Here is a 14,083-nt window from a genome sequence, read left to right on the forward strand (position 1 = left end):
TTCACGTGGTCAGGAGGGACGGTCCGGAGAGGGCGACGACAGGCAACGCTTGATGTGCGAACAGCTCTTCGAAGGAAGGCAAACGGCCGATCTTGTCCAGGTTCTTGGCGCTCTGGTAGAGGATCCAGCCATAGGTGCCGGGGCTGTCCATCGACAGGACGTTGCGCTGGTTCAGCGCGTCCTTGTAGTCGGTGAGGCGCTTGTCCGCGATGAGCACGGCCAAGTCCTCGTCGCTGTATCCGTCGATCGCCTCCCGGGCATACTTCTGCAGCTTTTGGATCAGGAAAAAGTCCTCGGTGAGCACGAGATTGCGCACCGCTTTGTCGATCCGCGGATCCGTCACGTTCGTGATGCTCGGCATTCTCGACAGGGCGAGCTGCTGCGCCATGTTCAGGACCGTGTAGGTGTTGAGCAGCGCGTACATGCCCTCGGTATCGGTGTCGCCATAGGCGGGCACCGATCCGCCGAGGACATCGCGCCGGTCGCGATACGACCGCTTCAACTTATGCACCTGGTACCCGGCCAGGGCGGCGGTGAGCTCGTCCAGCAGCTCCTTGCGTGTCTTGCCGTGCAGAATGGCGTCGGAATCCTGGTATTGCAGCAGAGCCCGCGACATCGTATAGACCAGGTGCTCTCGGGTGGACTGCCAATCATCAAGCAAGGCTTGACCTCTGGCTGATCCGGTGGCCGAGACATGCCACTCGAGCAGGATGCGTGCGGCCGCCTCGTGGAATGGCGCATCGGTGACGGGCAGTACCAGCACCGAGTCGGTGCTCACCTTCGACGGCAGTTCGCCCTGTGGGTCGTACTGGTACAGGAATCCGCCGCTCATCCCGTTCGCAACGCCCTTACCGAACCCACCGATGTTCAGAACAGCGCCGTTTGTCATGTATTCGCACAGGAATTCGCCGACTCCTTCGACCACTGCTGTGGCACCCGAGTTCCGAACGGCGAAGCGGTCCCCGGCCTGGCCCTCGACAAAGAGTCGGCCGCCGGAGGCGCCGAACAGTGCGAAGTTACCGATCAGAACGTTGCCTCCGACAGCATCGGAACCGCCGCCCGGCGAGCGCACCGTGATCGTGCCACCGCAGGCACTCTTGCCGACGCCGTCATTGCAGGTGCCCGTATGCGTGAGCACCATGCCGTCGTTACAGAAGACGCCGTAGCTCTGACCCGCCGAACCGGTGGTGGTGATGGTGACGCTCTCCGGCAGCAGATAGTGGCGGCCGCGCTCATCGGCGGCGACCGCGGATCCGCTTGCCCCCTGGTAGTTGAGCATCCGCTCGATGTCGATCGCGAACTGCCCGCCGACGCTCTTGTTCTGATTGGTCAACCGCATGGGCGGCAGTACCGCGCCGTCAAGGTCGAGCTGGGCGGCGAACGCGTCGTCCACCGAGTAGTCCTTCTCCATGTACACGGGGTTGTCGACTACGAATTCCTCTGCCACCGCAAGCATTCGGCGCAGATCGAGGGTGCCGATGCTCGAGGGATGGTCCAGTAGATGCAGCAGGTCGCTGCGCCCACGCGCTTCGCGCAGTGTCCGCAGGCCAAGCGCCGCCAGGATCTCGCGCACCTCGTGCGCGATGTTCAGCAGATACTGCGCGAGTGCGCGTGGGTCACCCTCGAACACCTCGGCGTTGGTCGTCAGCCCGGCGGGGCACTTGATATTGCAGTTCTTGGCCATCACGCACTTGAGCATCATCAACGCGGTGGTTCCGAACTCGAAGCTGTCCGCGCCCAGCAGCGCCGACTTGATGACGTCACTGGCGGTCTGGTGCGCACCCGAGCAGCGCAGCACCACCTTCTGCCGGATTCCATTGGCACAGAGCGCCTGATGCACTTCCGCCACGCCGATCTCGGCGGACCGGCCCGCATACTTCAGGCTCGTCACGGCCGCGGCACCGGTGCCGCCGGTGTTTCCGGCGACGTTGATGACGTCGGCGCCGGCCTTGGCGACACCCACCGCGATCGTGCCGATGCCCTCCGAAGACACCAGTTTCACGATTACCCGGACGCGCGCCGCCTTGCAATCGTGGATGAGCTGGGCAAGGTCCTCGATCGAGTACGTGTCGTGATGGGGTGGGGGAGAAACGAGTTCAACGCCAGGGGTGCCGCCGCGGGCCGCCGCGATCTGCACGGTCACCTTGGGTGCCGGGAGTTGGCCGCCCTCCCCGGGTTTGGCGCCCTGACCGATCTTGATCTCCAACTCCCGCAGCATCGGGTCGGCGAGGTAACCCGCCCACACCCCGAAGCGGCCCGAGGCGAACTGCTTGATGCGAGAGCCACGGATGGTTCCGTAACGGCTGATGTGCTCTCCGCCTTCGCCGCAGTTCGATAGGCCGCCAACCAGGTTGGTTCCGTGTGCCACCGCCTCATGTGCGGGAGCAACCAACGCGCCGTGGCTCATGGCTCCTGATGTCAGGGTCGGCGTGATCTCGCTGGCCGGCTGCACAGAGGACAACGGAACCGACTCCGGCGCCGTCCTGATCTTCGCCAGGTAGATCGCCGCCTGACCTGTCGCACTCACCCGCAGCTCGTCGCCGACGATCTCCTGGCCGGTGATGTCGCCACCGAACCGCACGCGCAGCGAGGCCGCCAGCGCCGCCAGCCGTTCGTGGGTGTGCGAGAGCCGCAGCACGAACTGACCGTCCGTCTGCTGGCAGGACAGGCCGCGCACCTGAAAGTCGTTGTTCCCAAACCGTGCGAATTGCCCCATTTCCCTGCGGAACTCATTGGCCGTACGCACAAAGTTGACATCAGCGGGCAGGGCCAGCACGTCGCGAAGAGCCGCCGGGCGCCGGGTGCGTTCCGTGTTCATCGCCCGGACGAAGCTGCGGTACCCGGGCGTGATGTCGAAACTGTCGACGGCACGTGTGGGCAGCTCGTCAAAGCTGTTGTTGCGGTATGCACCATCGTCCAGGCCGAACGCACCCTCGAGCTGGTGCAGTGGCAGCAGCCGCAGGTACGTGGGGTCGGCCATGTCGGGGTTCTCCGGGCGTGCGTCGTCCCCGAATGAGATCTCTTCCTCGGTCATGTCCACGAACCCGCGGACGGCTGTTGTCCCGTACGAGTGGCCCGCGCCTTCGGCCCGCTCCTTGAACAGCCCAAGTAACGGAACGTCGTTCTCACCTGTCACCTCCAGTGCCCGCGCATGCCAGTCGGCGACGGCGGCCGCAAGCGTGGAGAATCCAACACCGGCGACCGGTGACGTCACATTGGGGAAGTACCTGTGCAACACCGGATCTGACGTATCCAGATAATTCGGCTCGAAGAACTCTCCACCGATGTAACTCTCGACGGTACAGAGACCGACCCGACCCATCGTCTTCATCAGGGATTTCTCGGCAGCCTTGGCGAAATGCTTGAACGCCTTATCGGCGTCGGCACCGTACTTTTCCTCTGCCCGCATCTGCACCGCGAGCGGATACACGGCCGAAGCCCCGAAACCCAGCACGGCGGCCACATGATGCGAGGAGCACAGTTGTCCACTCTCAGCGATCAGCGAAACGCGCAGCCGCAGGCCTTCCTCGATCAGCCGCTGGTTGATGGCAGAGATCACGATGATGAGGGGCATCGCGGCGCGGTCGCTGGAGACATGGCGATCGGAGATGACGGCAATACCGCCGGTCTCCCGGGCGAATTCCTCTACCGCATCGCATAGTTCGTCGATGGCCCGCACGATCCGCTCGGCGTTCGACTCAGGGTCGGACAGCTCGACTCGGTAGCGCATCCCGAAACGCCGCACCGGGGTGCCTTGCTGCTCGCGGATCTTGAGCATGTCGAGATGGGTGAGGACGGGGGAGGGCACCACGATCTGCGGTGCTGACTGTGCTCCGCTGTTGGGTTTCGCGCCGAGCGCTACACGCAAGGTCATTCCATCCGCCTCGCGGATGGAGTCCAGCGGCGGGTTGGTCACCTGAGCGAACCGCTGCGAGAAGTATTTCGCAACGCCGCCTTCCTGATTGGAGAGCGCGTTGATGGCCGCGCCGTATCCCATCGCGGAGATCTTCTCCTGGCCAGTGGCCAGCATCGGATCCATCAGAAACTTGAAGCTCTCCTGGTTGAGCGAGTAGGCCACGTACCGCTGGTGCCGGTCGAGGTCGCCGTCATACCGGGCCGGCGAACCCTGACCCAACGGGGGTACATGGGGCAGATCAGCGATGTTCACGCGGGCCTGCGCCAGCATGGTGCGGTAATCATGCCGTGCTGCAAGCTTTTCCAGCGCTTCGATGGTGCCGTAGGACCGACGCTCGGCGTGATCGTAGTAGCGCATGCCGCCGGCCTCGATACGGCCTCGCTCGAGCACCGTGTTGGGGTCAAAGTAGATCTGCCCGGCCTCGGACATCACACCCAGGTACTCGGCCGTCTCGACGGTGCGCAGCGGCCGAAGGCCCAGCCGGTCCAGGCGCGCGCCGATAATGGTGCCGTCTCCGAAGATCAACGCGGCCGGGCCGTCGTTCTTCTCCTCATAGAGGCTGAAGTACTCCAGCATGGCCGTCACCTCGGGCGAGAGTGTCGTGTCGTTCTCCCACGCGGGCGGCATCATCGCGACAACGGCGGTGACGAGGTCGAGGTCATCCTCGAGCACACGGCTCTGCAGGGTCTGGTCCAGCCTGCAGCTGTCCGATTGCCCCACCGGGCGAATGATCGCTCGATTACGTGCGCGTGCCATCGCGTTCTCGGACAGGCGATTTTTCTTGTCCGTGTTGAGCTCGCCGTTGTGCGCCATCAACCGGAACGGCTGGGCCATGGTGGCGTTCGGCGCGGTGTTCGTCGAGAACCGGGTGTGGAAGAACATCGAGTGCACTTCCATGCGCGGGTCGGATAGGTCACTGAAGTAGGGCACCACCTCATTTGAGTTGAGGCGCCCCTTGAGGACCTGAGTCTGCGTGCTGAGCGAGAGTGGGTACAGCCCTAGCAATTCCGGGCGTGTGTAGCCGATAGCTTCGATCGCCATCAGCGCCTCGTGGGTCTTGCGGTCGGAGTCGGAGAGGAACACCCACTGCCGTATCGGCAGCTGGTATCTGATGGCCGCCGGACGGATCGCCGCATTGTTCACCGGCACATCGCGTTTGAGCAGAATCGTGAATCCCTGGGCGAGCAGTGCCTGCTCGATGACTGCCTCGGCCTCGGGGTGGAACGCCGGGTCGTTGGGCAGGAAGAAGTTGCCCACGCCGAACTGGCCCGGCTGCAAGTCGGGATCGCCCGTCAATTCGGAGAAGAAGCGCAAGGACAGGTCCATATTGACACCGGCTCCGTCACCGACACCTTCGGAAGACATCCCACCGCGGTGCGGAACGGCGCAGAGCGCCTCGTGGAGCATCCGCACGACATCGTGTGTCTGGATGCCGTCCTTGCGGGTCAGGAAGCCGACACCGCAGCTATTTTTCTCCTGGCTCTGGTCATACAGCCCGTTCAGCCGATTCTCCTCACCCAGCGCCGCGCACGGCGTATCCAGCGTGTGACGTTGGGTCTCTCGTTCGTTGAGCGAACCCGCCCTGACCAGCGCTCCGCATGGTCGCGACCCGACAGACGCCGGTAACCCGGCCTCCTGGGGTCAGTTAAACCAAGCCTAGCCTAAGTCCGTGAGGGCTGATAGCCAGCGGGATATACGTCACACCGACTACCAGCCCTAGCAAGCGTGCCGACGCATCAGTGGACCGGCCGCCCCATCACCATTATGGGGTAGCGGCCGGGAAATCGCCGATCAGTAGTTATTGCAGGAGCTGGCGACCTGGTTGATCAGGACGGTGTACTCCTGAACTGCCGGCATGCCCCGCACCTCGTTGACCATCTGCTGCCGCTTCGCTCGCGGGGAGGCCACGAACTGCTGCAGCCATGCGCCGGCGATCGGATTCGCGTTCACCTGCTGTGCCGCCGCGGGCGACTGCTCGTTCAGTGCCGCCATGATCTGTGGGTAGGTGCACGTGGTGTTGACGATGGCCGTCACATCCGGGTCAGCGGAAGCGATTCCACCGCCCGCAACCAGCGACAATGCCACCGCACCAGAACCAACAATCAACTTCGCCGTCAAGGGCATTCTCGTCTACCTTCCACCAGTTCCCCCGACGTCCATATCGACTGCCGGCAAGATTCCGTTACGTACAACGCTAGCAGGATCGTCAGAGTCCTTAGTCATGCTATCTACCAGTCCATGAGCTCCAAATGGGATCTCCGCCAACACGACTGACACGCATATCGAGTGATGCAGCACACGTTTGTATGGGCGAAAGTCACTGGAAATGGGGATTTTGGCCCATGGGAGCCACGGCAGATCGTCCATAGAGTCGGTGGTGAGAGCAATCGGGCTACCGCATCGGAGGAGCCATGACCACCACGCCTCGCCCACACATTCTTGTAGGTATCGACGGATCGACATCGGCTCTTCATGCACTGACATGGGCGGGCGCCGAGGCCGAGAGGCGGAACCTGCCGCTCACGCTGGTCCACGCCATCGACCACAGCAGCTTCGGTCAGGGCTACAACCTGGGGGCATCGGCGAGCTTCTTCGATCACCTGGACACCGACGGGGCCGAGTTCCTCAGCCAGGCAAAGGACCACGCCTACGCGCTGTACCCCAGCATTGAGGTGTCCACGGTCAAGGCGGCCGGTAGGCCGGTGGCGATCCTCGTTGAGCTGTCCAGAAATTCCATCATGACGGTGCTTGGTTCCAGCGGACTCGGCGGATTCACCGGGATGATGGCGGGCTCGGTGTCGGTGTCGCTGACTGCGAAGGGACACGGCCCGGTTGTCGTCGTCAGGGCAGCACCGGGACCGGCGGGGCCGGTCGTCGTGGGCGTCGCCGACTCCGATTCCAGCGACGGCGCGATCGCCTGGGCGTTCGAGGAGGCCGCGATGCGAGACGCCGAGCTGGTAGCAGTGCATGTCTGGAACAACATTCCGCCGGGCTACGTGTACGCCTATACCGCGTGGAGCACGATGGATTCGGCCAGGGAGGAGCAGCGCCAGCAACAGATCCTTGCCGAGCGACTCGATGGCTGGCAGGAGAAGTACCCGGATGTGCCGGTTCGGCGCGTTGTCGCGGTCGGGCATCCCGCCGACGTCTTGCTCGGCGAGGCCGAGGGTGCGCAGTTGCTCATCACGGGCAGCCGCGGCCGCGGTGATGTCGCGGGCTTCTTTCTCGGATCCACCAGCCATGCGCTGATACACAAGGCCACCTGCCCGGTGCTGGTGACATCCCGGCCGTAGTCTCGCGATGTGACCGAGATTCCGAGCCGGCTCGCCCTGAAGGAGTGGAGCGCCGCGATTCACGGCATGCTCGATGGCCGACAGACAATTCTGCTGCGCAAGGGTGGAATCCACGAGAAGCGTTTCACCCTTGCCGATTCCCGGTTCCTGCTCTTCCCGACAGCGGTGCACGGCCATGCCGAGCGGGTGCGGCCAGAACATCACGACCTGCTCGCACGTGGGGCCGCCGATAGCACCGAAACGCACGTCGTGGTGCGAGCCGGGGCCGAGGTCGTCGCCGCTGTCGAGGTCAACCGGCCAGAGGCGCTTGAAGAGCTTGCCGCACTACATATCTGGACAATCGAATCAATTCGCGCGGACCGTGTGGATTTTCGGCCCAAGCACCGCCTCACGGCGCTGGTGGTGTGTGCGTACCCCTTGGTCGCGCCGGTGCGAATTCTTCGCGGTGACGAACACGGCGGCTGCACCAGCTGGGTTCCGCTGACGATCGCCCCGCAATGGGGATCGCCGGTGCACGAGGAATCAACACTCGCCGAGATCGCTCAGCGCGTCCGCGACTCTGTAGGTGGGTGAGTAAGCTCGGGCGTCGGTGTGCCACCGATCGCGTCGAGCCATCGCCGACGTACCGGACCCCACCGACGGTCAAATACCAAGGCACGCTGCCGCGCCCGCGCGAGTTTGTCCGCCGGGTAGCGCCACCGCGCCCATGGGGATGTTGGGCGGGCGAGACGCACCGCGGACCACCAGGCGACGGGAGCGATGAAGATCCCGATCATCGCGGTGGGGTACTTGCCCTTGAGCGCGGTAATCGCCACCAGCGCAAGGTGGATCAGCAGCAGCAGCACCGCGACCCCGCGAGCGATCGCGATCACGCCGGTCAGGCCGTCCACATTCAGCGGTGACACACCGACAGCGGCCAGACCGATACACGCGGTGGCGAGCGTGACCATGTCGACCGATAACTGCCCCTCGTTGGACCAGTAGACATCCTCCAGATGGAAGATCATCGCGAACTCGTCGAGCACCAACGAGGCGCCGATTCCCACCAACAGGCCCGCCGCGTACGTCCACACCGACAGCGGCGGGGACCCGAGCGCCGTGAAACCACCGACGATCAGCAACACCACGCCCGGTACCGAATGGTGGATGTGCACACCGCCGCCGGAAATGTTGTGGAAGGGCCCCTTCCCATCGCGGATGAGCCGCGTGATGGTGCGTGTCACGACGAAGGTCACCACGAACGCGACGAATCCGAGCAGCAGGGGACCTTTGTAACCGTCCACCACGTCGTAGTGCCACCAGGAATTGAGCCAGACCACGTTCGGATGCTAGCCGGTTAGGCGGCCCACGCAGGGAAAAGAGGGGGGCGATCCCCATGACATCTCTCGCCAAAGTAAGGTCGCCCTTACCCAGCGCTGGGACCAGCCCCGCGCGCGCGAGCGAGGGAGTGTTGTGACCGCCCAGCCGGACTTCTCGTTGATCGTCGGCTATGGCACCGATATGGGCAATGCCGAGGACGCCGCCATGTCGTTCTCCGAGGCCCTGGAAGAGGCCACCGGCATCAAGTCCGAGGCGATCGAACTCAACCAGGTCGACGTCGCGGATCTGCGATCGGCATCGCATTTCGTTGTCGTGGTGTCGACATTCGGCGACGGTGAATTTCCCGATAATGCGCTGCTGTTCTGGGAGGCGATCAGCGCCGAGGCCGCCGATCGGCTGGAGCATCTGAATTTCTCGGTGCTCGCGCTCGGTGACAGCAGCTACGAATTCTTCTGCAACGCGGGTCTGCTGCTCGACCAACGTCTGGAGGCCCTGGGCGCCGCCCGGTTGACCGAACGCGTTGACATCGATGGGCCTTATCTCCAGCAGTCGAAGGAGTGGACCACCGATCTGGTCAAGCGTCTGGCGGCGGGACACATCAGTACCACCGCAACGCCTGTGGCGACGGAGGCGCCCGCACCGCCCAAGCGTGACCGCAACGAGCCCGTCGAGGCGCGGTTGCTCGTCAACCGGCTGCTCACCACTGGCGAATCCGACAAAGAGGTACGCCATTACGAAGTAGACCTTGCCGGCTCCGGGATCTCGTATGAGGCAGGCGATTCGATTGCCGTGCACGCGACCAATGATCCCGCGCTCGTCGCGGCGATACTTGCCGAACTGGGCGTCGGGGCTGACCATCGGGTGGCCGGTCACGACGAGCCGCTCGCCGAACTACTGTCCGACCATCTCGAAATCCGCACTCCCTCAAGGACTCTTCGCGCCTTGGTCGCCACCCGCACGGACAACATGGACGCGGTCGCCGCGCTCGGAGGCGACGTCACTCCCGCGCCCGGTTCCTGGTTGTACGGAAAGGATGTCCTCGACCTGATCAGGTTGGGGGAGTTGACCGTTGACGAGCTGTTCGACAATCTGCGCCCGCTTCAGTTCCGTGATTACTCCATTGCATCGAGCCCGGCCCTGCACCCCGAGACCGTGCACCTGACAGTGGCGACTATTCGGTACGCCGATGCCGATCGCACCTATGGGGGTGTGGCATCGACATTTCTGGCCGACCGCGGGCAGACGATGCGGGTGCATCTGCGACCCAACCACACCTTCCGGCTGCCGGCGGCCGACGTGCCGATCATCATGATCGGGCCGGGAACCGGGATCGCTCCCTTCCGCGGCTTCCTCCAGGAGCGCCAGGCCGCGGGAGCGCCCGGGCGTTCGTGGCTGTTCTTCGGAGACCGGCGCCGCGCCACTAGCTTCCTCTATGGCGAGGAGCTTCAGGGCTTCGTCGATTCGGGCATACTGACCCGGCTCGACCTCGCGTTCTCACGAGACGGCGCCGACGGTCAGCCGAAACAGTATGTCCAGCATCGCATGCTGGAGAGCGAGGCGGAGCTATTCGCCTGGCTGCAGGACGGCGCGTACGTGTTTGTGTGCGGCGACGCCGAGAACATGGCCAAGGATGTCGACGCGACGTTGCACGAGATCGTGGCCCGCTGCGGCGGCATGGACGCCGCAGCGGCGCACGCGTACGTCAACGACCTCATCAAGAGCCACCGGTACGTACGCGACGTCTACTGACGCTCATTCCCGGCCCGCACGCCACTTATCCAACATTCGCCGGTCCCGTTTAGTCGGGCGACCCGCGCCGCGATCACGCGCTGCCACCAATACCCGAGGGACCTCGGGCCGGGCAGGCGTTCGGTCGAGGTAGCAGGTCACGGCGTCGGCGGCGCCAACCCGTTTCTGGATCACCCTCACCACCTTGACGATTCGCGTCGTGTCACCCACCAATACGCGAATCTCGTCACCGGGTGCCACCATCGTCGACGGCTTCGCCGGTCGATCGTTGACCCGTACGTGCCCGCCTCGGCATGCCGCAGCGGCGTCCGGGCGGGTCTTCGTCAGCCGGACCGCCCACAGCCACCGATCGACGCGGGACGACTCCATGATGTCCATCATGCCGGGCGCAGGGGCTGGGCCTCGGCGGGTGCTGGTGTTAGCAGCCTCCTAAGCGCGCAGCGACAGGATCTGCTCAATCTCGCGCCGCAGCCGTTCGTGACGAAACGGTTTGAAACCGAGGGCGGCGCCGGTACGTGCCGACAGCCGCGCGAACAGGTCCACCGTCCGCCGCAGCGTGTTGACGGTGTCGTCGGCATCGAAATGCGCCCAACAGCCCTCGACTTCGTCGCGCACATCAGCATCCATCCAGCTGTTCATGCGGGTTCCCAGGTAGCGCGTGTCATGCGCGGTGCCATACCGAACGCGGTGGTCCCACTCAATGATGCGCAGCAGCTCTTCCTTGAGGTCTTGGTCGCGTAGTTTCGCCGACCAGAGCTCCTCGCGTACTACGGCTTTCGCACACATCAGCGCCGCGGCGTAGCCCCAGTGCACGCTCTCGTCGAACTCCTCCTCGTCGGGCAGGTCGCCCTCCGGTGCGTTCACCGCGCTCGGGTCAGGTGCCTGACCGTCCTTGTCGACCAACACGTGGAAAGGCCGATCATGCTCCATGTCGGCGAGATCCTCGGCGGGAATCAGGGTGAAGTCGAGCTTGCCGCCGGCGTAGTAGATCAGGCGGGTCTGATACCCGGAGTCCTCGTCTTCCAGACGCTCGACCACAAGAACTTCGCCCAGCGATGCCCACCACGAATCCTCGTCCGCCAGGTCATCGGGCTCGGACGCGTAGAGCTCGATGTCCCGATCCGACAGAGGGTGAACGTCCCCCTTGGCCGCGGAGCCGGTGACGATGACCGCCCGGACGGCATCCACCTCGGTCGCCCATGCGACCAACTTCTCAAGCACCTCACCGTAATTCACACCCATATCCTTGGCTGCCCGGCGTGGAGTTCTCAAGGGCTCTTCCGCGTGTCGGTCAGGTGTTTCGCGCGCGTCGCGGGTGTCCGCTAGCCGGCGTTGTTCTTGTTCGTGCCATCCGGCACGAATGGGTTGACCCCGGTTGGCGTCAACGGATTGGCGCCCTCGTAGGTGGGCTGATGGGCGCCTTGCTGGTACTCGACATCGCCCGGGGCAAGACACGGATCGAAGTCGGTCGAACCGACGCTCGGCTGGTTCGCGTAACACACGGGCGGGGGCTCCGGTGCCGCCTCGGCCACCGGGGACCCGATCAGCGTGACTACGCCGACGACCATTGCCGAACTCACTGCCACAAATACCTTCATGCCCGTACCTCTCCGCCTTTCCATCAATCAGCTAATCGAATCTGGTGCAACCCGCGCACGCAAATACATTGCTATCTATGCATATATCAATTTGAGTCGGCATGTCTAGACAGCCTCCAAGGAAATCAGGAAGCTCTCATGTAGATATCAGCTAATCCTCAGGATACCGGCGCGGGGTAGGGGTAGGTGACGCCAGCGACCGAATCTCAGAGTTGCGTGGAGCGTTCCGGCCCGTGGGCCAGGAGCATCTCGACCAACTGATCGATGAGCGCTTCTTCGGTGCCCGCGATGTCCTGATTCAGCCATGCCGCGACGGCCTGCCCAACGCCGCCCACGACGAAATGGGCCAGCACCGGAAGGCTGCCGTCGTCATCGCGGCGAAACCAGTCGCGCAGATGCTGGGCGAACAGCGACACAAACATCGCCGTGGCCTCGAACCTCTTGCGCACCAGAACCGGATTGACCTGGCGCGGGCTATAGAGCAGCTGCCCGATGCGACGGTCCGCGTTGATGACACGCACCACGCTGCTGATACCGGCCCTCACCTGCTGGCGCGGCGCCGCCGCGGCCACCTCGGCCTCGATGGTGGACGTCAGTCCCTCAACGGCCCAATCGAAGATCGCGATGGCGAATTCGTCCTTGTCGGCAAAGCTTTCGTAGAAATAGCGTTGCGCCAGACCGGAGCGCTGACAGACGGTACGCAGCGTGAGGTCGCCGGGCCCGTCCGGGGCGCCGAGGATGTCGAGTCCCACCTCCATCAGCTGCTGCCGACGCCGAGCCACGCGTTCGTCGGCGGGAAGACCGCTGTACGAGCGGCCGGCTGGAGATGACACTCACCCAGTCTTACAGGAACCGGTATTTGCCTGTGGGCAGAACGGGCACTAATCTGAATGCGCTTGCATCCAGATTGGTTGGATTCATCGCTTCCCACCACAGCCTCGACACAACGGAGTGCACATGGACCTGGCCTTCTCGGCAGAGGAAGAACAATTCCGTACGGAGGTCCGGGAGTTCCTGGAAACGAGCCTCACCGAGGATCTGCGCACCGCAGGTCGCCTGCAAACGAGTGTGTACAGCGACCACGAGGCGAGCCTCCAATGGCAGGCCATCCTTCACGAGAAGGGATGGGCGGCACCGGCCTGGCCAGTGAAACACGGTGGGCAGCCCTGGACTGTGGCGCAGCACTACATCTTCGCGGTCGAATCGACCCTTGCTGGGGCGCCCGCGTTGTCGCCCATGGGCATTCGGATGGTCGCGCACGCAATCGTCAAGTTCGGTACGCAGGAGCAAAAGGACTATTTCCTACCCCGCATTCTGACGGGGGAGGTCTTCTTCTGTCAGGGTTACAGCGAGCCCGAGTCCGGCTCGGACCTGGCGTCGTTGCAGATGTCGGCGGTCTCCGACGGTGACGACGTGATCCTCAATGGCTCCAAGATCTGGACAACCCATGCACGCGAGGCCAATTGGATGTTCGCCCTGGTCCGCACGACCAAGGGCCCGAAGAAGCAGCTCGGTATCACCTTCATCCTGATCGATTTCACCTCACCCGGCATCGACGTCAAGCCACTGGTGATGAGCTCGGGCGAGGAGGTGCAGAACGTGGTGTTCTTCGACAACGTGCGCGTCCCCAAAACGAACGTCCTCGGTGAGATCGACGAGGGGTGGACCGTCGCCAAGTACCTCCTTGAGTTCGAGCGTGGTGGTGGGGCAGTGGCCCCCATGCTGCAGGTGGGCCTCGACCAGCTGAGTGCGGCCACCCAGTCGGTGCCCGCCGAGAATGGCACCCTGGCAGACGATCCCGTGTTCGGCGCGAAGCTCGCCGATCTCGCCATACGTATCGACGTCATGGAAGTTCTTGAGCACCGGGTGCTGGCGGTCGTCGCGGGTGGCGGTAATCCGGGAACGGCGTCCTCGATGCTCAAGATTCTTGGCACCGAACTGTCCCAGGCGTTGACCACGCTCACACTGGAGGCCGCAGGTCCGCGTGGCCGCGTGTATCAGCCCCATGTCACGAAGCCGGGCGGTCCGGTCGTCGAGTACACCCCGCCCGCCGACGGCTACCACAGCGGTGAGCTGTGGCAGGCGGTAGCGCCACTGCACTACTTCAACGACCGTGCGGGGTCAATCTATGCAGGTTCCAACGAGATTCAGCGCAACATCCTCGCCAAGGCCCAACTCGGCCTCTGACAGACAAGAGCGAACACCAC

11 protein-coding genes are annotated in these 14,083 nt (G+C 64.0%); 4 read left to right on the plus strand and 7 right to left on the minus strand.

The window, feature by feature from the left end:
* Position 1 precedes the first annotated feature (1 nt).
* Both DSM43276_RS11080 and DSM43276_RS11090 read right to left on the minus strand, forming a co-directional pair.
* Positions 2-5,419 (minus strand): glutamate synthase-related protein, encoded by a 5,418-nt coding sequence (locus DSM43276_RS11080; RefSeq protein ID WP_078331178.1) that lies wholly within the window; start codon positions 5,417-5,419, stop codon positions 2-4.
* Between the two features lie 288 nt (positions 5,420-5,707).
* Positions 5,708-6,040, minus strand: a complete 333-nt coding sequence (locus tag DSM43276_RS11090; RefSeq protein ID WP_078331179.1) for a hemophore-related protein — start codon at positions 6,038-6,040, stop codon at positions 5,708-5,710.
* Positions 6,041-6,327: 287 nt separating this feature from the next.
* Between DSM43276_RS11090 and DSM43276_RS11095 the strand changes: the two genes are divergently transcribed.
* Both DSM43276_RS11095 and DSM43276_RS11100 read left to right on the plus strand, forming a co-directional pair.
* Positions 6,328-7,209 carry a universal stress protein gene (locus DSM43276_RS11095; protein WP_078331180.1) on the plus strand — a complete coding sequence of 294 codons (882 nt, stop codon included), beginning with the start codon at positions 6,328-6,330 and terminating at the stop codon, positions 7,207-7,209.
* 66 nt (positions 7,210-7,275) lie between these two features.
* Positions 7,276-7,782, plus strand: a complete 507-nt coding sequence (locus DSM43276_RS11100) for a DUF1802 family protein (protein ID WP_234803113.1) — start codon at positions 7,276-7,278, stop codon at positions 7,780-7,782.
* On the opposite strand, the gene DSM43276_RS11105 is transcribed toward DSM43276_RS11100, so the two are convergent.
* Positions 7,752-8,528, minus strand: coding sequence for a hypothetical protein (locus DSM43276_RS11105; protein WP_078331182.1), 777 nt, complete (start codon positions 8,526-8,528; stop codon positions 7,752-7,754). The two genes, DSM43276_RS11100 and DSM43276_RS11105, sit on opposite strands and share 31 nt — an antisense overlap.
* 133 nt (positions 8,529-8,661) lie before the next feature.
* Between DSM43276_RS11105 and DSM43276_RS11110 the strand changes: the two genes are divergently transcribed.
* Entirely contained in the window at positions 8,662-10,278 is a 1,617-nt protein-coding gene (locus DSM43276_RS11110) for a diflavin oxidoreductase (protein WP_078331183.1), read from the plus strand.
* A gap of 3 nt (positions 10,279-10,281) precedes the next feature.
* Here DSM43276_RS11110 and DSM43276_RS11115 read toward each other — a convergent pair whose 3' ends face one another.
* From DSM43276_RS11115 to DSM43276_RS11130, 4 genes are all read right to left on the minus strand, one after another.
* Positions 10,282-10,647 carry an RNA-binding S4 domain-containing protein gene (locus DSM43276_RS11115; protein WP_078331221.1) on the minus strand — a complete coding sequence of 122 codons (366 nt, stop codon included), beginning with the start codon at positions 10,645-10,647 and terminating at the stop codon, positions 10,282-10,284.
* Positions 10,648-10,707: 60 nt separating this feature from the next.
* Positions 10,708-11,514, minus strand: coding sequence for an aminoglycoside 6-adenylyltransferase (locus tag DSM43276_RS11120; RefSeq protein WP_109556278.1), 807 nt, complete (start codon positions 11,512-11,514; stop codon positions 10,708-10,710).
* 86 nt (positions 11,515-11,600) lie between these two features.
* Positions 11,601-11,846 (minus strand): hypothetical protein, encoded by a 246-nt coding sequence (locus tag DSM43276_RS11125; RefSeq protein ID WP_109556279.1) that lies wholly within the window; start codon positions 11,844-11,846, stop codon positions 11,601-11,603.
* A 236-nt stretch (positions 11,847-12,082) separates the two neighbouring features.
* Positions 12,083-12,709 carry a TetR/AcrR family transcriptional regulator gene (locus tag DSM43276_RS11130; RefSeq protein WP_109556274.1) on the minus strand — a complete coding sequence of 209 codons (627 nt, stop codon included), beginning with the start codon at positions 12,707-12,709 and terminating at the stop codon, positions 12,083-12,085.
* Positions 12,710-12,833: 124 nt separating this feature from the next.
* Between DSM43276_RS11130 and DSM43276_RS11135 the strand changes: the two genes are divergently transcribed.
* Positions 12,834-14,063, plus strand: a complete 1,230-nt coding sequence (locus DSM43276_RS11135; protein WP_078331186.1) for an acyl-CoA dehydrogenase family protein — start codon at positions 12,834-12,836, stop codon at positions 14,061-14,063.
* Positions 14,064-14,083 lie beyond the last annotated feature (20 nt).

Source organism: Mycobacteroides salmoniphilum (assembly GCF_004924335.1).
Taxonomy (GTDB): Bacteria; Actinomycetota; Actinomycetes; order Mycobacteriales; family Mycobacteriaceae; genus Mycobacterium; species Mycobacterium salmoniphilum.